The 19,633-nt window shown below is 59.0% G+C and carries 21 protein-coding genes; 3 read left to right on the plus strand and 18 right to left on the minus strand.

The window, feature by feature from the left end; genetic code table 11:
- Window positions 1-23: 23 nt before the first annotated feature.
- The 4 genes from frr to rpsB form a co-directional block, all read right to left on the minus strand.
- Entirely contained in the window at window positions 24-581 is a 558-nt protein-coding gene (gene frr, locus HMPREF2751_RS00550; RefSeq protein WP_038628675.1) for a ribosome recycling factor, read from the minus strand.
- 83 nt (window positions 582-664) lie between these two features.
- Complete coding sequence (gene pyrH / locus HMPREF2751_RS00555; protein ID WP_005509726.1) at window positions 665-1,390, minus strand: UMP kinase; 726 nt, start codon at window positions 1,388-1,390, stop codon at window positions 665-667.
- 182 nt (window positions 1,391-1,572) lie between these two features.
- Window positions 1,573-2,400, minus strand: a complete 828-nt coding sequence (tsf, locus tag HMPREF2751_RS00560; RefSeq protein WP_048735543.1) for a translation elongation factor Ts — start codon at window positions 2,398-2,400, stop codon at window positions 1,573-1,575.
- Window positions 2,401-2,455: 55 nt separating this feature from the next.
- Window positions 2,456-3,277, minus strand: a complete 822-nt coding sequence (gene rpsB / locus HMPREF2751_RS00565; protein WP_070595128.1) for a 30S ribosomal protein S2 — start codon at window positions 3,275-3,277, stop codon at window positions 2,456-2,458.
- A 377-nt stretch (window positions 3,278-3,654) separates the two neighbouring features.
- Between rpsB and HMPREF2751_RS00570 the strand changes: the two genes are divergently transcribed.
- The gene (locus HMPREF2751_RS00570) at window positions 3,655-4,176 is read left to right on the plus strand and encodes a murein hydrolase activator EnvC family protein (protein WP_065421647.1); all 522 of its coding nucleotides are present in this window, start codon (window positions 3,655-3,657) and stop codon (window positions 4,174-4,176) included.
- A gap of 14 nt (window positions 4,177-4,190) precedes the next feature.
- Here the strand turns inward: HMPREF2751_RS00570 and HMPREF2751_RS00575 are convergent, their stop codons facing one another.
- The 9 genes from HMPREF2751_RS00575 to HMPREF2751_RS00615 form a co-directional block, all read right to left on the minus strand.
- A complete protein-coding gene (locus HMPREF2751_RS00575; protein ID WP_049170927.1) occupies window positions 4,191-5,045 on the minus strand; it encodes a tyrosine recombinase XerC in 855 nt (284 codons plus the stop codon).
- A gap of 291 nt (window positions 5,046-5,336) precedes the next feature.
- Complete coding sequence (gene dprA / locus HMPREF2751_RS00580) at window positions 5,337-6,473, minus strand: DNA-processing protein DprA (RefSeq protein WP_049189671.1); 1,137 nt, start codon at window positions 6,471-6,473, stop codon at window positions 5,337-5,339.
- A 29-nt stretch (window positions 6,474-6,502) separates the two neighbouring features.
- The gene (locus HMPREF2751_RS00585; RefSeq protein WP_070595130.1) at window positions 6,503-8,035 is read right to left on the minus strand and encodes a YifB family Mg chelatase-like AAA ATPase; all 1,533 of its coding nucleotides are present in this window, start codon (window positions 8,033-8,035) and stop codon (window positions 6,503-6,505) included.
- Window positions 8,036-8,458, minus strand: a complete 423-nt coding sequence (locus HMPREF2751_RS00590; RefSeq protein ID WP_049194021.1) for a YraN family protein — start codon at window positions 8,456-8,458, stop codon at window positions 8,036-8,038. It lies immediately after the preceding gene.
- Window positions 8,459-8,669: 211 nt separating this feature from the next.
- On the minus strand, window positions 8,670-8,972 hold the full coding sequence (locus tag HMPREF2751_RS00595) for a DUF2469 domain-containing protein (RefSeq protein ID WP_005509529.1): 303 nt from the start codon (window positions 8,970-8,972) through the stop codon (window positions 8,670-8,672).
- A 54-nt stretch (window positions 8,973-9,026) separates the two neighbouring features.
- Window positions 9,027-9,731 (minus strand): ribonuclease HII, encoded by a 705-nt coding sequence (locus HMPREF2751_RS00600; protein WP_224783775.1) that lies wholly within the window; start codon window positions 9,729-9,731, stop codon window positions 9,027-9,029.
- Entirely contained in the window at window positions 9,706-10,503 is a 798-nt protein-coding gene (lepB, locus tag HMPREF2751_RS00605) for a signal peptidase I (protein ID WP_049189674.1), read from the minus strand. The genes HMPREF2751_RS00600 and lepB overlap by 26 nt, the downstream gene beginning before the upstream one ends.
- A gap of 74 nt (window positions 10,504-10,577) precedes the next feature.
- Entirely contained in the window at window positions 10,578-10,919 is a 342-nt protein-coding gene (gene rplS, locus HMPREF2751_RS00610) for a 50S ribosomal protein L19 (protein ID WP_070595132.1), read from the minus strand.
- A gap of 139 nt (window positions 10,920-11,058) precedes the next feature.
- On the minus strand, window positions 11,059-12,468 hold the full coding sequence (locus HMPREF2751_RS00615; protein WP_049170763.1) for an HNH endonuclease signature motif containing protein: 1,410 nt from the start codon (window positions 12,466-12,468) through the stop codon (window positions 11,059-11,061).
- Between the two features lie 342 nt (window positions 12,469-12,810).
- Here HMPREF2751_RS00615 and HMPREF2751_RS00620 point away from each other — a divergent pair, with 342 nt between their 5' ends.
- Complete coding sequence (locus tag HMPREF2751_RS00620) at window positions 12,811-13,794, plus strand: DUF1648 domain-containing protein (protein ID WP_049171516.1); 984 nt, start codon at window positions 12,811-12,813, stop codon at window positions 13,792-13,794.
- Window positions 13,795-13,832: 38 nt separating this feature from the next.
- Here the strand turns inward: HMPREF2751_RS00620 and HMPREF2751_RS00625 are convergent, their stop codons facing one another.
- Complete coding sequence (locus HMPREF2751_RS00625; RefSeq protein WP_070595135.1) at window positions 13,833-16,148, minus strand: Tex family protein; 2,316 nt, start codon at window positions 16,146-16,148, stop codon at window positions 13,833-13,835.
- An 82-nt stretch (window positions 16,149-16,230) separates the two neighbouring features.
- On the opposite strand from HMPREF2751_RS00625, the gene HMPREF2751_RS00630 reads away from it, so the two are divergent.
- Window positions 16,231-16,725: a DUF1877 family protein gene (locus tag HMPREF2751_RS00630; protein WP_049171521.1), complete on the plus strand. Its 495-nt coding sequence runs from the start codon at window positions 16,231-16,233 to the stop codon at window positions 16,723-16,725.
- On the opposite strand, the gene HMPREF2751_RS00635 is transcribed toward HMPREF2751_RS00630, so the two are convergent.
- From HMPREF2751_RS00635 to rpsP, 4 genes are all read right to left on the minus strand, one after another.
- Window positions 16,685-17,332: a phosphatase PAP2 family protein gene (locus HMPREF2751_RS00635; RefSeq protein ID WP_070439622.1), complete on the minus strand. Its 648-nt coding sequence runs from the start codon at window positions 17,330-17,332 to the stop codon at window positions 16,685-16,687. The genes HMPREF2751_RS00630 and HMPREF2751_RS00635 overlap by 41 nt on opposite strands.
- Window positions 17,332-18,219, minus strand: coding sequence for a tRNA (guanosine(37)-N1)-methyltransferase TrmD (trmD, locus tag HMPREF2751_RS00640; RefSeq protein ID WP_049171525.1), 888 nt, complete (start codon window positions 18,217-18,219; stop codon window positions 17,332-17,334). Before trmD ends, HMPREF2751_RS00635 begins: the two co-directional genes overlap by 1 nt.
- On the minus strand, window positions 18,216-18,710 hold the full coding sequence (gene rimM / locus HMPREF2751_RS00645) for a ribosome maturation factor RimM (RefSeq protein WP_049171609.1): 495 nt from the start codon (window positions 18,708-18,710) through the stop codon (window positions 18,216-18,218). The genes trmD and rimM overlap by 4 nt, the downstream gene beginning before the upstream one ends.
- Before the next feature lie 144 nt (window positions 18,711-18,854).
- Window positions 18,855-19,337, minus strand: a complete 483-nt coding sequence (gene rpsP / locus HMPREF2751_RS00650) for a 30S ribosomal protein S16 (RefSeq protein WP_038628648.1) — start codon at window positions 19,335-19,337, stop codon at window positions 18,855-18,857.
- Between the last annotated feature and the right edge of the window lie 296 nt (window positions 19,338-19,633).

Below are 19,633 nucleotides of genomic sequence, written 5' to 3' on the forward strand. Positions count from 1 at the left end.
CTCTCCCGGTTGAATATGAAGGCCTAAACCTCCATCAGTTCCGCTTCCTTGCGCTCAACCAAGGAGTCCACCTGCTCGACGTAGTTCTTGGTGACCTGGTCCAGCTCCTTTTCGCCTGCCTGCACCTCGTCCTCGCCAGCGTCGCCGTCCTTCTGAATCTTCTTCAGAGTTTCCATGCCCTTACGACGGACATTGCGAATCGCAATCTTGGCGTCTTCACCCTTCGAACGTGCGACCTTGACCATCTCACGACGGCGCTCCTCGGTCAGCTGCGGGATAGTTACGCGCAGAACCTGGCCGTCATTAGTCGGGTTCACGCCCAGGTCGGAGTTGCGAATCGCGTTTTCGATGTCGCCCATAACGCTCAGCTCATACGGCTTAATTAGCAGCATGCGCGGCTCCGGAACCGAAATGGTAGCCATCTGGGTAATCGGAGTCGGAACACCGTAGTACTCCGCAATAACGCCATTGAACATCGCCGGGTTCGCACGACCAGTGCGAATGTGCGTCAGCTCCTCGCGGCAGTGCTCTACGGAGCTACCGTACTTTTCTTCACAGTCAAGCAGGACTTCATCAATCATTGTGTTTTTAACCTCGGGTTTCTACTCGGGTTCTAGATAGTTCTAGAGCGCTCTGTGGAAAGAACGTATTACGAACAAATTTATCAGCTGTGGACGAGAGTACCGATTTGCTCACCGGCTACCGCGCGCGCAATGTTTCCGTCGGTAAGCAGATTAAACACGAGAATCGGCATGTTGTTGTCCATGCACAGGGAGAAGGCGGTGGCATCAGCAACGCGCAGGTCCCGTTCCAGAACCTCACGGTGGGTGATGTCATCGAACAGCTCTGCGTCCGGCACCTCACGTGGGTCGGCCGAGTAGACACCGTCAACGGCCTTGGCCATCAGCAGCACCTCGCAGCCGATCTCCAGGGCACGCTGGGCCGCGGTGGTGTCGGTGGAGAAGTACGGCATACCCATACCTGCACCAAAGATGACCACGCGGCCCTTCTCCAGGTGGCGCTTAGCACGCAACGGCAGGTACGGCTCCGAGACCTGTGCCATGTTGATTGCAGTTTGAACGCGGCAGTCCACGCCCTCCTGCTCGAGGAAGTCCTGCAGAGCCAGGCAGTTCATGACCGTGCCCAGCATGCCCATGTAGTCAGAGCGTGCGCGGTCCATGCCGCGCTGCTGAAGCTGTGCGCCACGGAAGAAGTTACCTCCGCCAATGACGACACAGACCTCGACGCCCTTTCGGGAAACTTCCGCAATCTGTCGGGCAACGTTTTGCACCACGTCCGGGTCAACGCCAACCTTGCCGCCACCGAACATCTCACCACCGAGCTTGAGCATCACACGTTTGAAGCCATTGCGCTCGACAGATTCTGCCATGACCATGCACCTTTCTCACACCGTTTAAAAAGTCGCAGACGAGTCTACCCGGTCACGACAGCAAGGCACACTTGACGCTCCGCATTGTCTGCAACATGGCAGCAAAATGCCCCACCCGAAGCAATCGGATGGGGCATTCACACTAGCTAGCAGCTAGAGGTTAGAGCACAAATTACAGCGAATTAGTGCTGACCAACCTCGAAGCGGACGAAACCGGTCAGGGTAACGCCAGCCTCTTCCATGAGCTGCTTAACGGTCTTCTTGCTGTCAGCGACGGACGGCTGCTCCAGCAGAACAACGTCCTTGTAGAAGCCGTTCAGACGGCCCTCGACGATCTTGGCGATAGCCTGCTCCGGCTTGCCCTCTTCGCGAGTAATCTTCTCGTAGACAGCGCGCTCTGCCTCGACGCGGTCAGCCGGGACATCCTCGCGGGACAGGTACTGAGCCTTCAGAGCGGCAACCTGCATAGCTGCTGCGTGAGCAGTCTCTGCAGCGCCCTCTCCCTCACCGGTGTAAGCAACCAGAACACCGACAGCTGCCGGCAGGTCTGCTGCACGGCGGTGCAGGTAGACAGCGATGTTGTCGCCCTCGAGAGTAGCAGCGCGACGCAGCTCCAGCTTCTCACCGATCTTTGCGGAGAGCTCCTGGGTAGCCTCAGCTGCGGTCTGACCGTCGAGGTCAGCTGCTGCGAGCTCTTCCGGGGAGTTTGCCTTGACTGCTGCGGCAGCGTCGGCGACCTTGTTGGCGAAGTCGATGAACTCCTGGTTCTTGGCAACGAAGTCGGTCTCGGAGTTGACCTCGACCATGGTGTTACCAGAAACAGCAATCAGGCCCTCGGCAGCGGTGCGCTCTGCACGCTTGCCGACGTCCTTTGCGCCCTTAATGCGCAGGATCTCGACAGCCTTGTCGAAATCGCCGTCGGTCTCGACGAGTGCGTCCTTACAAGCCTTCATGCCGGAGCCGGTCAGCTCACGGAGCTTCTTGACGTCAGCAGCAGTGAAATTCGCCATGCTGGGCGTTCCTCCTTGTGGTGGTTAGAACTTGTGGTGGTTAGAAAGTTCAGCTTTACTCAGCGGATGCCGTCTCAGTTGCAGCGGAGCCCTCGGCGTCCATCTCTGCAGCCTGGTCGGTGTTCTCAGCGGCGGACTCGATCGGAGCGTCGCCTGCTGCTTCGCGAGCAGCGTTGGCCTCGCGCTCAGCGCGAGCCTTGCGGCCCTCTTCAACAGCGGTGGAGATGATGCGGGTCAGCACGGAAGCAGCGCGGATTGCGTCGTCGTTGCCCGGGATCGGGAAGTCAACGTCATCCGGGTCGCAGTTGGTGTCCAGGATGGCAACAACCGGAATGCCCAGCTTCTTAGCCTCGGCGACAGCGATGTGCTCCTTGTTGGTGTCAACAATCCACAGTGCGGACGGAACCTTGGACATGTCGCGAATGCCGCCCAGGGTGCGCTCCAGCTTGGTGCGCTCACGGGTCAGCATCAGGATTTCCTTCTTGCCGCGACCCTCGTAGCCGTTCTCAGCAGCGTCCATTGCCTGAAGCTCCTTCAGGCGAGCCAGGCGCTTGGAAACGGTGGCGAAGTTGGTCAGCATACCGCCGAGCCAGCGGTGGTTGACGTATGGCATGTCAACGCGCTCTGCCTCGTTCTGAACGGCTTCCTGAGCCTGCTTCTTGGTACCGACGAACAGGACGTTGCCACCGTGAGCGACAGTCTCCTTGACGAACTCGAAAGCCTCGTCGATGTAGGTCAGGGTCTGCTGCAGGTCGATGATGTAGATGCCATTGCGCTCGGTGAAGATGAAACGCTTCATCTTCGGGTTCCAACGACGGGTCTGGTGACCGAAGTGGACACCTGCATCGAGCAGTTCTCGCATGGATACAACAGCCATGTCATATTCAGGGAAGATCCTCGCGTCCAGCCTGACTAGGGCTGCGGCTGCTTCCCTTCCTTTCTTATCCGATATAGGTGGTTACAGTTCACGCACAGGCTTTCCCTGTGCCCTAGCGCTCCCCCGCTGCCTCACACCCGACAGATATCCTTGCCGAGCACCCGTGAACCAGCCGGAATGGGTCGCGCGCGTAGTCTTTGTGCTAATGACCGCCCATTAAGGCAGACACCGCGAGCGTCATCTTATCTGATACATCGCACAGGTCGCAATATCTGACACGCCCTGCTATCCACAGGACAAAAAGTCATCCACAGCTAGAACCGTTTGCAATGCACTGCCGCTTGTCGACGAGTGCAGCGTCCGCCACACTATCGCGCATGACGACCAAGCAGAGTTTCAAGCGCTCGCTAATGCGCACATTAGCGCTATTCGTGCTCGCTGTCGCGCTAACAACACCCCCAAGCCCACCTGCAGCTACCGGCGAGCCAATATCCGCTATTACGCATACTTTCCCTGTGCACGGCAAAGTTCTACGCTTCTACACCCCACCGGAAAAACGCTGGCAGCCTGGACATCGCGGAGTAGACCTGAACGCCTCCCCGGGCCAGCCAATCCGCGCCTCAGCTCCCGGTGTGGTGCATTTCGCCGGTTCGATCGCCGGAATGACTTCCGTGTCAATCATGCACGCCGATGGCATCCGCACAACCTATCAGCCCATAGATACCGCGTTAGAAAAGGGAGACCACGTGGCCGCTGGCCAGGTGATTGGTCATCTTGTGGTCAACGCCAAACATCCCGAACCGGGCCTGCATTGGGGCGCACTGCGCGGCAAAGACTATCTCAACCCACTGGATTTGATACAGCGGAGACCAATCGTGCTCAAGCCTGTACGCAATTAGACAACCCTGCGCAATTAAGCGCGCGGATGTGCCCGCTTATGTACTTCACGGAGACGATCCGCTGAGACGTGGGTATAAATCTGCGTGGTCGCCAGACTCGAATGACCGAGCATCTCCTGCACCACACGCAAGTCAGCGCCACCTTCCACCATGGCCGTGGCCGCAGAATGTCGGAGAGCATGCGGTGAAACATCAGCCCATTTATGAATAACTCGGCGCGCCTGACGAGGATTCAATCTACCTCCACGCACACCGAGAAAAAGCGCATGTTCGGCCTGTGCGGAAGCATGAAAGCTTCCACGCACCTGGAGCCAGCCTTTGAGTGCCGCCTCCGCTGGTGCACCGAAGGGCACGATGCGCTGCTTGTTCCCCTTACCCACTACCGAGATGATGTGGCGGGAAAAGTCCACATCTGAGACGTCGGCCTTGCACAGCTCTTCTACACGCATCCCGGTGGCATACAACAGTTCCACAATGGCCAAGTCGCGAGCCGCAACTGCGCTGTCCTCGGATGAGACTTTCTCGATTGCCTCCTCAACCCTCTCCGGCGAGAGCACTTCCGGAAGATGCTGATGTTTCTTCGGCGTTGACAGCCGCAGCGACGGATCAGCATCGAGAATTTGCCGAGCTACGAGCCAACTACAGAACTGGCGAATGGACGTCGTTAAGCGAGCCAGCGATGACCGCGCAGCACCCTCCGCATGCTTCGCGCCGAGGTGCGCACGGATGACAGGGGTGGAGAGTTCACTGATGTGGTCCAGGCCGGCGAGGAGGGGGATGAGATCGGCTCGATAGGCACGGACGGTTGCGTCAGAGAGTCTGCGGGAATAAGTCAGCTCATCGAGAAAATCCATGAGCACGGCCTCAATATTGGCGGATAACCCGAGATCCAGCTCAGTCCTGTCGTCGTTATTGGTTGCGCGCTTCACGGTTCTGACCTTAGTAGATGCACACCGCGAGACCTCACCAGACAGCGGAAAAAGGCAGTGACTCCGACTTTCGCCAGAGCCACTGCCCTATTGCCTCACCCATGTCACAAGCCCGTTTCCGTAACAGTTACTTAGGCTTGCCTTGCCTATATTACTGAGCGTACAGAGAATTGCAATACCTAATTCAAGATTTTTTCGAGATTCTCTGCAGAAGGCTTTATTAGCGCCTCACTAACGCTTCTGTTCCTGGCGCAACCACCCACCCTCCACCCGACTGGTCAGCCCCTGTCCCTGCAGCTCCAGCAACAAATGTGTCGTAAGCGCCACGGCCAATCCCGCCTGCGCTGCGACTTCTCCCACCGGCGTTGGCTCCGCAGAATTCAGAGAGTCGTAGACAGCGAGCTCGTTTCGAGAAAGCTTCTGCACCGCCGACTTTTCCCACAACAATTCAAGCTGAGCATCCTCGTTCACTGTGCCAACTGACCGATACAGCGACCGCACATTATCGGCACTACACACCAGGACAGCCTCGCCACTGCGGATTAGGTCATGACAGCCAGAGGTAGTTTGCAGCGTCACCGGTCCCGGCACTGCTCCCAAGGGCTTGTTTAGCCTCACTGCCCAGTGCGCTGTGTTGCGCGCCCCTGAACGCCAGCCCGCCTCGACGATTGTGGTTGCTCGCGATAGGGCCGCTACCAGACGATTCCTAGTCAAAAACCGATGCCGCGCAGGTCGCACCCCCAGTGGATACTCCGTAATCAGCGCACCCCGCTCTGCAATCCCGTCGAAGAGTTCTGCATGCGCCCGCGGATAGTCAACCCCTACACCACCGGCTCCGACCACAACCGTAGTGCCGCCAGCGTCGAGCGCAGCTCGATGCGCCGCGGCATCAATACCCAACGCACCACCACTGATGACACTAACCCCCGCATTCGCGAACTGCCCCGCGAATTGGGCCGCCACCTGTGTCCCGTAGCTGCTGGCCATCCGCGTTCCGACAATCGCCACCGCTTCACTGACCACGTCCCGCAAGTCACGGCCACGCACCCACAGCGCAAGTGGTGGTGCATCGGCGCGGTCACGGACTTCGAGCGTCGTAAAGCAGGACAGCAGCTCCCCCGGCCACTCTGGGTGCCCCGGATAAATAAGACGCCACCCCATCGCTGCCGCCAGCTCCAAATCGTGGCCGCTCTGGTCAACGTCGGCCCGTGCCTGCGTCGTATTGAGCAGACCTTCCGGCAGCCCGGCGCGAGCCTTGATCCTCTCTGCTACCTCTACCGGCCCAAACTCCGTCACGAGCCGCACAATCTGCGGATGCGTCGCCTCTATCACACGATTCAGGTAAGCCCACGCGTGAATTTCGTCCATTTCTCCCCCTTGATAGTGGTTCGGTTGTATTAGCCGCCCTCGCGGTCATGCAGCTGGCAGGCACGTTGCACGTGCTCGAAGGTAAACGCGTCTACTCCCCCGAGGTCTGCGAGCGTCCACGCCACTGCGATTACTTTGTCCACTCCCCGCTGGGTAATCTCTCCGTTCCTCAACTGGAAGTCCAATAACGCCATCGCTTCTTCGTCTAAGCCCGCGTGACGACGGAGAAGCGAGCGTGGCACACTCGCGTTGGTGACGGCTGCTTCGTCGGCAAGCCCCAGGGCCTGCCACCTATGTCGGGCACGGTCACGTGCGGCCTGTACCCGATCGCGAACGGCCGCGGAGGGCTCATTGTGTGCTTTGTTTTTAATTCCCAGCTTGGCCCCGGCAGGACTGAGCGTGACGTTGAGATCCATGCGATCGCGTAGCGGGCCCGATAATGCGCGACCATGCTTGGCTCGCTCGGTACTAGAACAGGTGCATTCGCTGGCATACGCCGCCCCACACCGACAGGGATTGGTCGCCATGACTAGTTGTGTTCTCGCCGGAAAGGTCACTCGATGGTGCGTACGCAGGTGGACGACCACCCCGTTTTCCATCGGCATCCGCAACGCATCCAATACCGCCGGGCGCATGAGGGTGATTTCGTCCAAGAACAGCACCCCATGGTGGGCAAGGCTAATCGCGCCGGGCTTGGGCACAGCACCGCCGCCGACTAACGCTGCCACAGTCGCGCTGTGATGTGGAGCCACAAACGGCGGATGTTGAATAAGAGTGTCCGCAGTATCGAGCGCTCCGGCCACCGAATGCAGCGCGGTGACCTCCAGCTGCTGCCACTTCTGCAATGGCGGCAGAATTGTGGGCAAGCGCTCAGCGAGCATGGACTTCCCAGTTCCCGGAGAACCCTGCATGAACAGATTGTGCCCACCTGCTGCGGCTACCTCGAGGGCGAAGCGGGCCTCAGGTTGGCCATCGACATCGGCCAGGTCTACCGAGAAGGCTTGTTCGCTGGGGTCGTCGTTAAGCGCGGTCGTCAAACCTGAGCCGGTGAGTACCCAGCCCCATAGCTGTGTGAGGTCGGCTGCGGTGCAGACTGCGATGCCGTCGACGAGCGCGGCCTCGGCGGCGTTGGCGGCGGGGACGACAACCCAATGGGCACCTGCCTCGCGGGCGGCAAGGACCTGCGGCAGCACTCCACGCACCGGGCGAATGGAACCGTCGAGCCCAAGTTCGCCAATGAGAACCGTGTGGCGGAGACGACCTCGGGCCTCCATGTCATCGCTGGTTGCGATAAGGATGGCGCAGACGATGGCGAGGTCAAAGCTAGTGCCGTGCTTGCGGATATGCGCCGGCGACAGACTCACCACGACTTTTGTCTTCGGCCAGGGCAACTGCGAGTTAGCAACCGCCGTGCGCACGCGATGTTTGGCTTCTCCGACGGCGGCATCGCCGAGCCCACCGATATACATTCCCGGCAAGCCACGCCCAACATCGGCTTCCACCTGCACAATAGTTCCTTCAATGCCGCTGAGGCTGACTGCAAGAGCTGTACCGACAGTCATCTAGCAGTCCCACATGATTGCGTCGCTGATTGCGGGAATGTACGTAACTGCAACGACTGGAGGACCGGACGAAGGGCTGGACACTGTGACTTCTGCGCAGTCGATAACTACGGACTCTAACCAGTAGGTAGAACTCTCTGACAGCCACTGTCCCGCCGCCTTGCGCAAATGACGAAGCTTGGCTGCTGTGATGGACTCTCTGCCGTCCCCAAACTGACTACTTCGCGAGCTGCGCCGCGTTTTTACCTCCACAAAATGCAGCCTGCCGTCAACATCTTCAGCAATAAGATCGAGCTCATAGCGCCCCACCCGCTCATTCCGAGCAATAACTTCCCACCCCTGATCCTCCAACATCTCAGCAACGAAATCCTCCCCAAACGCGCCGAGCTGTCTTGTGGTTAGTTCTTCAAAGCTCTGTGTCATAGCCCCGGTCCCCCTGGTTCCCCGTTGAATTGTGCCTTGGCGGTTTACTGCCTAGACTTTTGCCGCCTTGGCGGTTCGGAAACACTCTTGCACAGCGGGCATGACAAAGGCCCTCCGATAAATGCTCAGAGGGCCCTAACTGTGGATAATTTTTCGACTGTGGATAACTGTTAGCAGCTAGCCATAACATGCGATGACAGGCGACGATAACCTACGGCAGTCGCAAGTCCGGCTTATCCAGTTCCTCGATATTGACATCCTTGAAAGTGATAACGCGCACGTAGCGGACAAACCGAGCCGGGCGATGGACATCCCACACCCACGCATCCGACATCCGCAGCTCGAAATAGACCTCGTTTTCGCTGTTGTGCGGAATCAGCTCCACAGCATTAGCAAGGTAGAACCTGCGCTCCGTCTCAACAACGTACGAAAACTGACTAACGACATCGCGGAACTCCTTGTACAGGGATAGTTCAACGTCGGCCTCGTAGTTTTCTAGATCTTCTGCGCTCACGACCGCGACGGCTCCTTCGAGTGTTTACATGTTGCTCTTTTTGTACATGTTGGTCTATTCGGGGTGCTCAAGATACTCCGCGTGTGCCAAGCGCACATTGCGGTATGACCACCGATGCTCCGGGGTTGCGCCATGGCGTGAAATCGCTTCCATATGCGATGACGTGCCGTAGCCCTTATGCCCCGCCAGACCATAGTCCGGATACTTCTCCGATAGGTCAACCATAATGCGGTCGCGGGTGACTTTGGCTAAGACACTCGCAGCAGCAATACATCGGCAAGCGGAATCACCACCAATCACGGGCAAATAGGGTGCCGTGAAGCCAGACACCTTGAGTGCGTCGGTAAGCACGTAGCCAGGACGCTGCCCCAACCCGGCTACCGCGCGGCGCATTCCAGTGACATTCGCGTCCTGGATGCCGAATTGGTCGATGTAGGACGCGGGAATCGTCGTCACGCAAAAAGAGGTGGCGAAGCGTTGGATGAGCGGAAAGAGCCGTTCACGTGCGGCCGGCGTGAGCTTTTTAGAATCGGTGAGCTTATCCAGCTCTGCGATAGGGCGTTCTGGAAGGCAGCAGGCGGCGATAACTATCGGGCCTGCACAGGCGCCGCGACCAGCCTCGTCGACCCCGGCTACAGGTCCAAAGCCGCGCTTTGCCAGCGCGACCTCTATCGTGCGCGACTGCTTCAGCCTCCGCAGTTTCGGCGCCGGCGGCGTGAGCAGACTGTGCTGACTAGTTGTGCTGGATGTCCGGATCATCGACGCCACCGATGCGGTTAAACGGCAGGATGATTGCCTGCACCTTGCCGACGACGTTATCCAGCGGCACAGTACCCTGCAGCTCGTCGCCCATGTGATAGCGAGAGTCCGCAGAGTTGGTGCGGTTATCACCCATGACCCACAGATTCCCCTCCGGCACTGTTACCGGCCCGAAGTACGGGCCACCACACTGCTCTGAGCCAAGATTATCCACCACCGGCTTGTCTGCCGGAGTTTTAATGAAATCCTGGTCTGTCATCTTGCCGTCAACCATGATGCCGGGATCTCCTGGGCGACACTGCACAGTCTGCCCACCCGTGGCAATCACACGCTTGACTAACGCATTTTCATCCGGGGCGACAAGGCCAATCCAGGAACCAACCGTCTGCAGCGAGTTTGCCACCGGGTTAGTAGAACGCTGTGACACGTAGTTACTATTCCAGGACTCCGGGCCATTAAAGACGACAACATCGCCGGGCTTGGGATCTGAGAACTGGTAGGAAACCTTATCCACCCAAATGCGGTCACCGGTGCACCCGACACATCCGTTGAGCGTCGGCTGCATCGACTCGGATGGAATCACGTAGACACGGCCGATAAAGGACTGCACACCAGCACTGATGAGCAGGGCAATCACGATAATGATTGGAATCTCGATGTACCACGGAGTGTGCTTTTCAGGCTCCTCGTCAAGTTTCCGGAAGCCTTTCAAGCCTTCAGTACGGTCTTCTTTTTGGCCGTCAGTCTGTTCGCGAGAATCGTCGTCGGTCATGGGAAAAGACTATACGCGATAGAAAAATCCCCACCGAGCTCAACACTCGATGGGGATTATTTTGCGCCAAAAGACTAGCGGCGCTCCTTGATGCGTGCAGCCTTACCGCGCAGGTTGCGCAGGTAGTACAGCTTCGCACGGCGAACGTCGCCCTTGAAGACAACGCGAATCTCGTCGATGTTCGGGGAGTGCACCGGGAAGGTACGCTCAACAGCGATACCGAAGGATACCTTGCGGACGGTGAAGGTCTCGCGGACGCCGCCGCCCTGACGACGGATAACGACGCCCTTGAAGACCTGAATACGCTCGGTCTTACCCTCGACAATCTTTACGTCGACCTCGATGGTGTCACCAGCGCGGAACTCCGGAATGTCGTCGCGCAGGTATGCTGCATCAACCTTGTCAAGAATGTTCATGGAAACTTATTCCTTTACTTTTTGCATAGACAGAGGACCCTGGCGGCGCTTTCCCACAGAGGGACGCTCGGCCGGTTCATGCCCGAAACAGGTAAAGCTGCCTATAAAGACAACCTGGAAATTATTACACACCCCCTGGTCAGAAACCAAACTCTTCCATGTTCGGCGGGTCTTGCGGGTCTTGGGGAGCTTCCGAGTCTTGGGGGTCTTGCGGGTTGGGAGTATCGGTGTCTTCTCCCCTGCGCGCTTCCTCGACCAGCTTCCGTGATTGCTCTATCAGCTCCTGGCGATACTCGTTATATTCTGCCAGCGCCTGCGTCATCCGCAGTCCCCGTTTGTCGAAAGTGTAGCGCCCGTGCCCGGCAAGCGGCCCGTCTTCCAGGCTCACCGCCTTTTTGCCCGTGCTTGACGACGTCCACAGTTCCACCCCATCCCGATCACGTGCAACATTCCACAGACCAGCTGTTTTCATGTTGTGGTGCCGGCGGCAGAGGCAGTGGAGGTTCGGCGTTTCTGTTGCCCCGCCCTCCTCTGGGTGCTCTTTGTCGTACGGCTCAATATGGTCAATGTCGCAGAGCTCCGCGGGTACATCACACCCCGGAAAGCGACACGTTCCGTCCCGACCTTTAACGAAGGCTCTCTGACTTTCGGTTGGGGCGTAGCCCTCCGCGGTTTCGTCGGCAAGCATACGAATATGCGTGACCTTATCAATCCACGCCTGCGTAGCTAACTGCGAGATCCAGCCAACGCCGCCAAGCCAGGCGGTGCGGGGACGCTCCTCTGTGGCAGGACAGTATAGGTTGAGTACGATTTTTGCCTCGGCGGTGCCGCGGATGAGGTGTGTCAAAGCTTCGACTCGAGTGCAGCCAGCTGAGCTGGAGATGGACTCGAGGGTGGTTTTGAATTCGAGAGCGCGGGTCTTTTCCAGCTCCATAAAAACTTCCGCGAAGTTGTCGCTCTCTTCAAAACCGATACTCTCTCCTACTATTTCGCGTTCTCCTGCAGGAAGCAGCGGATCGACATCACCCGGAAGGTTTTTGGGGCGAAGCTGAGGTTCAATTTCTTCGATAACCCGTTGCAGGAATTTATGTAGGCTGCGAACTCCCCGGAGTGCCTCGCCATGCTTTCGGGGAATGACAAAGCGGGCAATTTCTTCTTCAACAGCTGCACGCACCTCTGGATCGTGGAGCGGCGCTGTCGCGCGAGCAATGGTGATCAGATGCGCAAAGGGCAAATGAGCTCGAGCTTTAATAAAGGCACCCAGCCGGGGCATACGCGCTAACTGAATGCCGACCTCTACATACTCGAGCGCCTTACCGCGGGAAATACCCAACTCGGGTGCGATTTCAGCAATGTATGCATCCACATCAATCTCAAGCGACTTCGGCGTGCAACCGCAAGCTATACCCAGTTCCAGGCGATTGCGTTGGATACCCGCCACCGCCAACTGGTTCGTGGATGACTCGTGGAAAAACTGCGGCGCTTCAGGCAGCAGAGCCGCTTGGTAAACATCGGACGGTTGTTTGGCCGGACTATCTTTTTCAGACATTGTTCCCCCAAAGCCCCAACCCCGCTCAGTGTCGATAACCAGTGAATACCACTAGCCCAACGCCAAGAAGAGAAGCTCAAGCACTTTGTTCTTGATGCCTCCATTTTAGCACACCCATTCGATTGCGCAACCCCTTTAATAAAACTTTTTCGCTTGTACATTCGAGTGAATTGTTGAGCGTGTTATCAAATGTCACGAGGTGCATCTTCTGGCGAAACTCCGCGCACACTAAGACGGCACGCTACAACCGCTCGCTACAACGTCACGCTGATACAGCACTCCAATAACGACCGCTGCCGACCGTTGCTACAAAGCCCCCCCCCCAACTGCTAGATTGTCTCCATGCAGCAGATTCCACGCTTTGACCCCTGGATTGTTCGAGGAACAATCATCGCCCCGTGCGTTCTGGCGATTGCACAGCTTCTGTGGGTAATTGCCATTTCCGACCGACTACCGGAGCAGTTAGCAACGCATTGGAGCGGTAGCGGCACTCCCAACGGTTTCATGCCGCCAATTCAAAGCACATTGATTATGGCCATCATCGTCATCGCATGTGCGCAGATCGGTTGGCTCGGTGCAAAGACCAGCACGCCGCTTGTCGTGCGCAAGCCAATTGCAATAACCAACCTCGCCCTCTGCGGCTTCTTAATCGGCATTGAATTCGCGATTATCATCCCGCAGATCGGCACGACGGACCCTACGACCGCCCGAATCGGCTGGATCTATGCAATAGCCGGCGTCATCATCGGCCTAGTAGCGGCCCTGCTCGTGACGCGCCGCCTCAAGGACTACTCCTCGCTTACCGACGCCACGGTCACCGAGCCGACATCGCCACAGTTGCCCCATCGAGAAGGAGCCCCGACTCCCATCGATGTCAGTGTGGCCATCTCTAAGGGGGTCAAGGTCACCCTCGCAGTCTGGTGCGTGGTGTCTGTAGCGCTCGCAGTGTTCCTGCCAAGCCTCGGCATTGTTTTTCTGCTGTGCACGCCGCTATTCCTCATCGCATATGAAACCGGCATGACACTAGACACGGACCCGAAGACAGATTCCATTACCGTTTTTAACGGCTGTGGACCGCTGAAGATGAAACACCCCATTGAGCTTCGAACCATCAAATATGCGAAGCCGGCCACTTATAACTGGGCCGACGGTGGCGGTATTGGGCTTCGACTTGGCAATGATGGCCGCATCACCGTGGCGGCACGGTCAGGCGAGGCAGTCAAGATTGAGACCTCGGGGTCCGATTACACCATCGTCGTACCGGATGGAATGGCTGCGGCTGTCGCGGGTGAGATCAACAGCCGCATCGACGCTATGCGCCAATAGGCTATGCGCTAATAAATCAAGCGCTAACAGATCAGGAGCTAAAAGCCTGCCCTGCGCAGCGCGTCAGCCATGGAACCGCCGCCTCCACCGCGGTTGGCTCCACCGCGCTTCTTATTCTGGGAACCACGCTTTCGGCCGCCTCCACGGCCTTCTCCGCGACCGCCGTCACGCTTTGGCTTGGCATCCGAGGCGTCGTCGTCAAGCCTGAGCGATAGACCGATGCGGTTGCGTTCGACGTCAACGTCGAGAACCTTCACCTTGACCACCTCGCCCGAGCGGACGACCTCGTGCGGGTCGGAGACGAAACCGCGGGCCATGTTGGAGACGTGGACGAGGCCGTCCTGGTGGACTCCGACGTCGACGAAGGCGCCGAAGGCCACGACGTTGGTGACGGTGCCCTCGAGAATCATGCCGGGCTGAAGATCGGAGACCTTCTCCACGCCTTCCTTGAAGGTGGCGGTGACGAACTCGGGACGCGGATCGCGGCCGGGCTTGTCCAGCTCGGTCAAGATGTCCTGGACGGTGGGCAGGCCGATACCTGCGGACTCGTCGACGAAGTCTGCAGCACGCACCTTGGACAGGACACGGGAGTTGCCGATGAGCTCCTGGACACTAACGCCGGTCGAAGCGGCGATGGCATCGACGACGCGGTAGGACTCCGGGTGCACGGCGGAGGCATCCAGCGGGTTGTTAGCGCCGTGGATGCGAAGGAAGCCGGCGCACTGCTCGAAGGCCTTCGGGCCAAGACGCGGAACCTTCAGCAGCTCCTTGCGGGAGGTGAAAGCGCCGTTTTCGTCTCGGTAAGCGACGATGTTGTCCGCAACAGTCGAGGACACGCCAGCAACGCGACCGAGCAGCGGCGCAGAGGCGGTGTTGACCTCCACGCCGACAGCGTTGACGGCATCCTCGACCACGGCATCGAGAGAGTGCTCGAGCTTGGTCTGGGAAACGTCGTGCTGGTACTGGCCGACACCGATGGACTTCGGATCGATTTTGACGAGCTCAGCAAGCGGGTCCTGCAGGCGGCGGGCAATCGATACGGCACCGCGGAGAGATACATCCATGTCCGGGAACTCAGCTGCTGCCAGGGACGATGCGGAGTAGACGGAAGCACCGGCCTCAGAAACCACCACAGGGGTCGGCTTCTTGCCACCGGCCTGAGCTATCAGGTCAGCGATTTCGCGGGCCAGGGTTTCGGTCTCGCGGGAAGCGGTGCCGTTGCCGATGGCCATGAGCTCCACGCGGTGCGTGGCGCAGAGAGTGGCCAGTTGCTCCTTGGCGCCGGACCAGTCATTGCGCGGCTGGTGCGGGTAGACGATGGCAGTGTCGAGCACCTTGCCAGTGGAGTCGACAACGGCGCACTTAACACCATTGCGGTATCCCGGGTCCAGGCCGAGAGTGGCGCGCTGGCCAGCCGGTGCGGCCAGCAGCAGGTCACGCAGGTTACGGGCGAAGACATCCACGGCTTCGGCCTCGGCGCGCTCCTTCAGTCGAGTGCGGGCATCGAGGGCAGCGGACACCTCCAACTTGGTGCGCCAACCGAAACGAACGGCCTGGTCAATCCACTTGGAGGTACCGCCGTCGGGAAGCTCAAAGGCCTCACGGATCATGTGCTCGTAGGTCTCATCCTCACCCGCATCGATGTTGAGCGTCAGGATGCCCTCGGCCTCACCGCGCAGCACGGCCAACACGCGGTGGCTAGGCATGGTGTCCAGAGGTTCGTTGTGCTCGAAGTAGTCACGGTACTTCGCACCCGCAGTCTCCTTGCCCTCCACCACGGCAGCGGCGGCGGAACCGGAGGACCACACCTGCTCACGGACAGAGCCAACCAAATCAGCATCGGTAGCGAAGCGATCGACCAAGATGGCACGGGCACCGGTCAGAGCGTCCTTCGCATCCTTACCAGCTGCCTCGCCGTACTTAGTGGCCAGAGTCTCGGGGTCCGCGGCTGGGTCGGCCAGCAGCTCCTCCACCAGCGGTTCGTACCCGGCCTCACGTGCAATATCGGCCTTGGTCTTGCGCTTCTTCTTGTACGGCAGGTAGAGATCCTCCAACCGCGCCTTAGTGTCGCAGGCGAGGATGGCGGCCTTGAGATCGTCGTTAAGCTTTCCCTGCTCTTCAATGGCGGCGAGAATCGTTTGCTTGCGCTCTTCTAGTTCGCGCAGGTAGACGACGCGTTCCTCGATGAAACGCAGCTGTGTGTCATCGAGCCCGCCGGTTACTTCCTTGCGATAGCGGGCGATGAAAGGCACGGTGTTGCCTTCGTCGAGAAGCTTGATAGCGGCGGCGACGGCACTTTCGGCAACGTCCGCACCAGTGGCGGCGAGTTCTCGGGCAATTACTGATGAAATCACCCGGGCAACTTTACTATCGTGGAAGTACCAATTGGCGAACGCCCCACAGAAGGCTCGCAGTAATCACCGGAAAAGGAGCCCCATGAAGCAGAAACTCTGTGCCGAATACCTGCGCATCTCCGACGAGGAGGCAGCGCGGTTAGTTGAGGTCGCAGCACCTGCGGCGACCAGCGACGGCGGCACGGCGGGGCTTGTTACCGACGGCGCGGAGAAGATTATCCTGCAGCACTTCGTCGACGTTCCGGACGAAGATGCCCTGGACATCGACACGGACTGGGAGTCCCTGCTGCGCACGTTGACCGGCAATCCCATCGACGGCCAGGCACTCGGCGACCCGCTGGCGGAGGCCATCCTCGGTGCCGACCGCGTCTGCCGCAAGCCGCTGTCCGCAGTCATCCGCGCCGATCGCGTCGGCGACGTGCACCAGACGCTGGCAAGCATCGATCTTGCCGCCCGCATCACGGACAATGGTTCGCTTATCGACGAAGCCACTGCGACACAGCGGTACCGCGAACTCGTGGCCTTCTACGAGGAGACTAAGGCAGCGCGTAGCGCCGTGCTCGTGGCCATCTCCTAAGAACTAGCAGCGCAACTGCTAAGCCGATAACTCCGGCGATGAGGCCGCCGATAACATCGGTGAGCCAGTGCGCCCCGACCCACACGCGCGACAGTGCCACAGCGCCGATAAGCGCGATGATGGCCAGGTCGAGCAGCTTGCGGGCTGTGCGGCGCAATACGGGGATGGCAAGCTGCATCGCGGCCATGCCACTGGAGGTAACCGCTGCCACATGTGCAGAAGGAAACGCCGCATCGTGCAGGTTGACCAGTGAGAACTCCTCTCCCGGTCGGTCGCGGTCCAAAAACCACTTCATGGCATAAGTCACCGCAATTGACGAACCGAATGACGCCGGCAATAGCAACGCCCACGCACGGAAGCGGAACCACAGGAGTGCCGCAGCAACAAGCGTGACCGGCGCGACGTAAATCGGCCGGATAATCTCGCTCAAGGCCAGCATCACACTATCGACGCGGCCATCCCGCGCCCCATGCAGGTCACTGACCCAACCCGCAAACGACTGATCCATACTCCCCGCCAGCTGCGTCTGAGTGAACCACGCCAGCGCCCCAAGGACAGCTAGCCAACCAATGACGTGCCGAGGTCGCGCAATTCGAACACGTGCCACTAGCAGTTCTCCTCGGTTACTTCCCCAATGACTCCCTGGATTATTTCCCGGTCACGGGCGCTGAGGTCGACGTCGGCAAGCAAATCGGGACGACGTTCGGCCGTGCGGATGAGCGATTGGTCGCGCCGCCAACGGTCCACCAGCGCGTGATTGCCGCTGAGGAGAACGTCCGGCACTGTCAGTCCACGCCACTCGCGCGGCTTGGTGTAGGACGGCCCTTCGAGCAGACCGTCAGAGAAAGAGTCCTCCTCGTGGCTTTTGCGATTGCCCAACACACCCGGGATCAACCGCACGACGGACTCCGCAATCACCAGCACCGCCACTTCCCCGCCGATCAGCACATAGTCCCCAATAGAGACCTCACGCACGCGGTAACGATTAGCGGCATCATCAATAACTCGCTGGTCGATGCCCTCGTAGCGCCCGCACGCGAACACAATGTGCTCCTCGTGTGAGAACTCCTGCGCCATCTGCTGCGTAAACGGCTCGCCCGCCGGGGTCGGGACGATCAGCAGGGGCTTCGCTGAATCTTCTTCGCTTAACGACGGCACTTCCGCTGCAGCATAGGAAGATTCCTCGACCAAGCCCAGTTTCTGATCATGGCGGACATTGTCCAAATGTGGCACCGCGGACGTGAGCGACTGCTCCGCTTTCAGCGTCGCCACCTCGTCGAGGGCGGGGCCCCAGACATCCGGCTTCATAACCATGCCGGGGCCACCGCCGTAGGGCGAGTCATCCACGGCTTGATGTACACCTGGCGCCCAGTCGCGCAGGTTGTGCACTCCGACACTCAAAATGCCCTGCTCAATTGCCTTGCCCAGCAGCGCATGACGCAGTGGCTCGAGGTACTCCGGGAAGATTGTGACTACATCGAGACGTAAGCTCACAGCTCCAACAGTCCTTCCGGCGGGGTGATGGTGACAGTAGAATTCTCAAGGTCAACTTCCGGAACGATGTCCTCTACCAGAGGGATGAGTACCTCCCGGGCCCCGTCGTCAAGCGTGACTTCAAGGAGACGATGAGCGGGCGCGCGGACGATAGAAGTGACCTCGCCTATATCGGTGCCGTTATGGACTACGCGCAGGCCTTCAAGTTCAAAGTCATAAAAGTCCTCGTCTTCGAAGACGGGCTCGGCATAAAACTTCATACCCCGATGACGCTCGGCCTCATTGCGGCCCGGAATCTCCTCGAAGCGAATCAGCAAACGCCCCTGGTGCGGGCGTGCCGTTTTCACAGTCAGCTGTTCCTCACGGCCGGCCTGTACACCCAACAGCGTGGCCCCGACTGCGAAACGCCCTTCCGGATCATCCGTTGTCGCATCGACGACGACTTCCCCGCGCACACCGTGGGGCTTGATCACTCGGCCAATAAGCACCATGTCAGCTACCGACACGCGCACACTCCCTCTCTTATAAAGGCTCTGTAAAACACCCCGCGTAAAGCAAAAAGGCGCCACCCAACACTTCGTCTTGAAGTATAAGGTAGCGCCCGGATTAGCTAAGCGGCGTACTCAGCGTCCTTATTACTCGGCGTCCTCGGAAGCCTCGGACTCAGCAGCCTCAGCCTCGGCAGCCTTTGCGGCCTCCTCAGCTTCCTTAGCAGCCTTAGCTGCTTCCTTGGCCTCGCGGCGCTTAGCGGTGATGGCCTCAGCGGACGGGCCATTGTTGGCCTCTTCCAGAGCCTTGTTGAACAGCTCGAGCTTGGTCGGCTTCGGCTCAGCAACCTTCAGAGTGCCCTCTGCACCCTCGAGACCCTTGAACTTCTGCCAGTCGCCGGTGACCTTCAGCAGAGCCAGAACCGGCTCGGTCGGCTGTGCACCGACGCCCAGCCAGTACTGAACGCGCTCGGAGTCAATCTTGATGATCGACGGCTCTTCCTTCGGCTGGTAGATGCCCAGGTTCTCAATGACCGCACCGTTGCGACGGGTACGAGCATCAGCAACGACGACGCGGTACTGAGCAGTACGAATCTTACCCAGGCGCTGCAGCTTAATCTTGACTGCCATGAGGAGTTCCTCTTTCTTCTATGTCACTGGACAATACTTATGCATCCGAGCTCACGAGTAATTACTAACGAAGTGCCTCGGACCGGTTTTGCCCTTGGGATATTTACACTGCGCGTGACCACCGGGCGGCCGTGGCCGGATCCGATGAATTCGCAGTCGTGCCTCAGCTGAGGATTCTCATTGAGACAACTCGAGGTATGTTACCAGCAGTTTTTGGAAATTAACAAAACTGCGCACTCGAAACGCTGCATACCCACTAAAGCTGAACGTCGTTGACAGTGCGGTAACGTAACATT

The sequence above is a fragment of the Corynebacterium sp. HMSC063G05 genome, assembly GCF_001810555.1.
GTDB classification, from domain to species: domain Bacteria; phylum Actinomycetota; class Actinomycetes; order Mycobacteriales; family Mycobacteriaceae; genus Corynebacterium; species Corynebacterium jeikeium_D.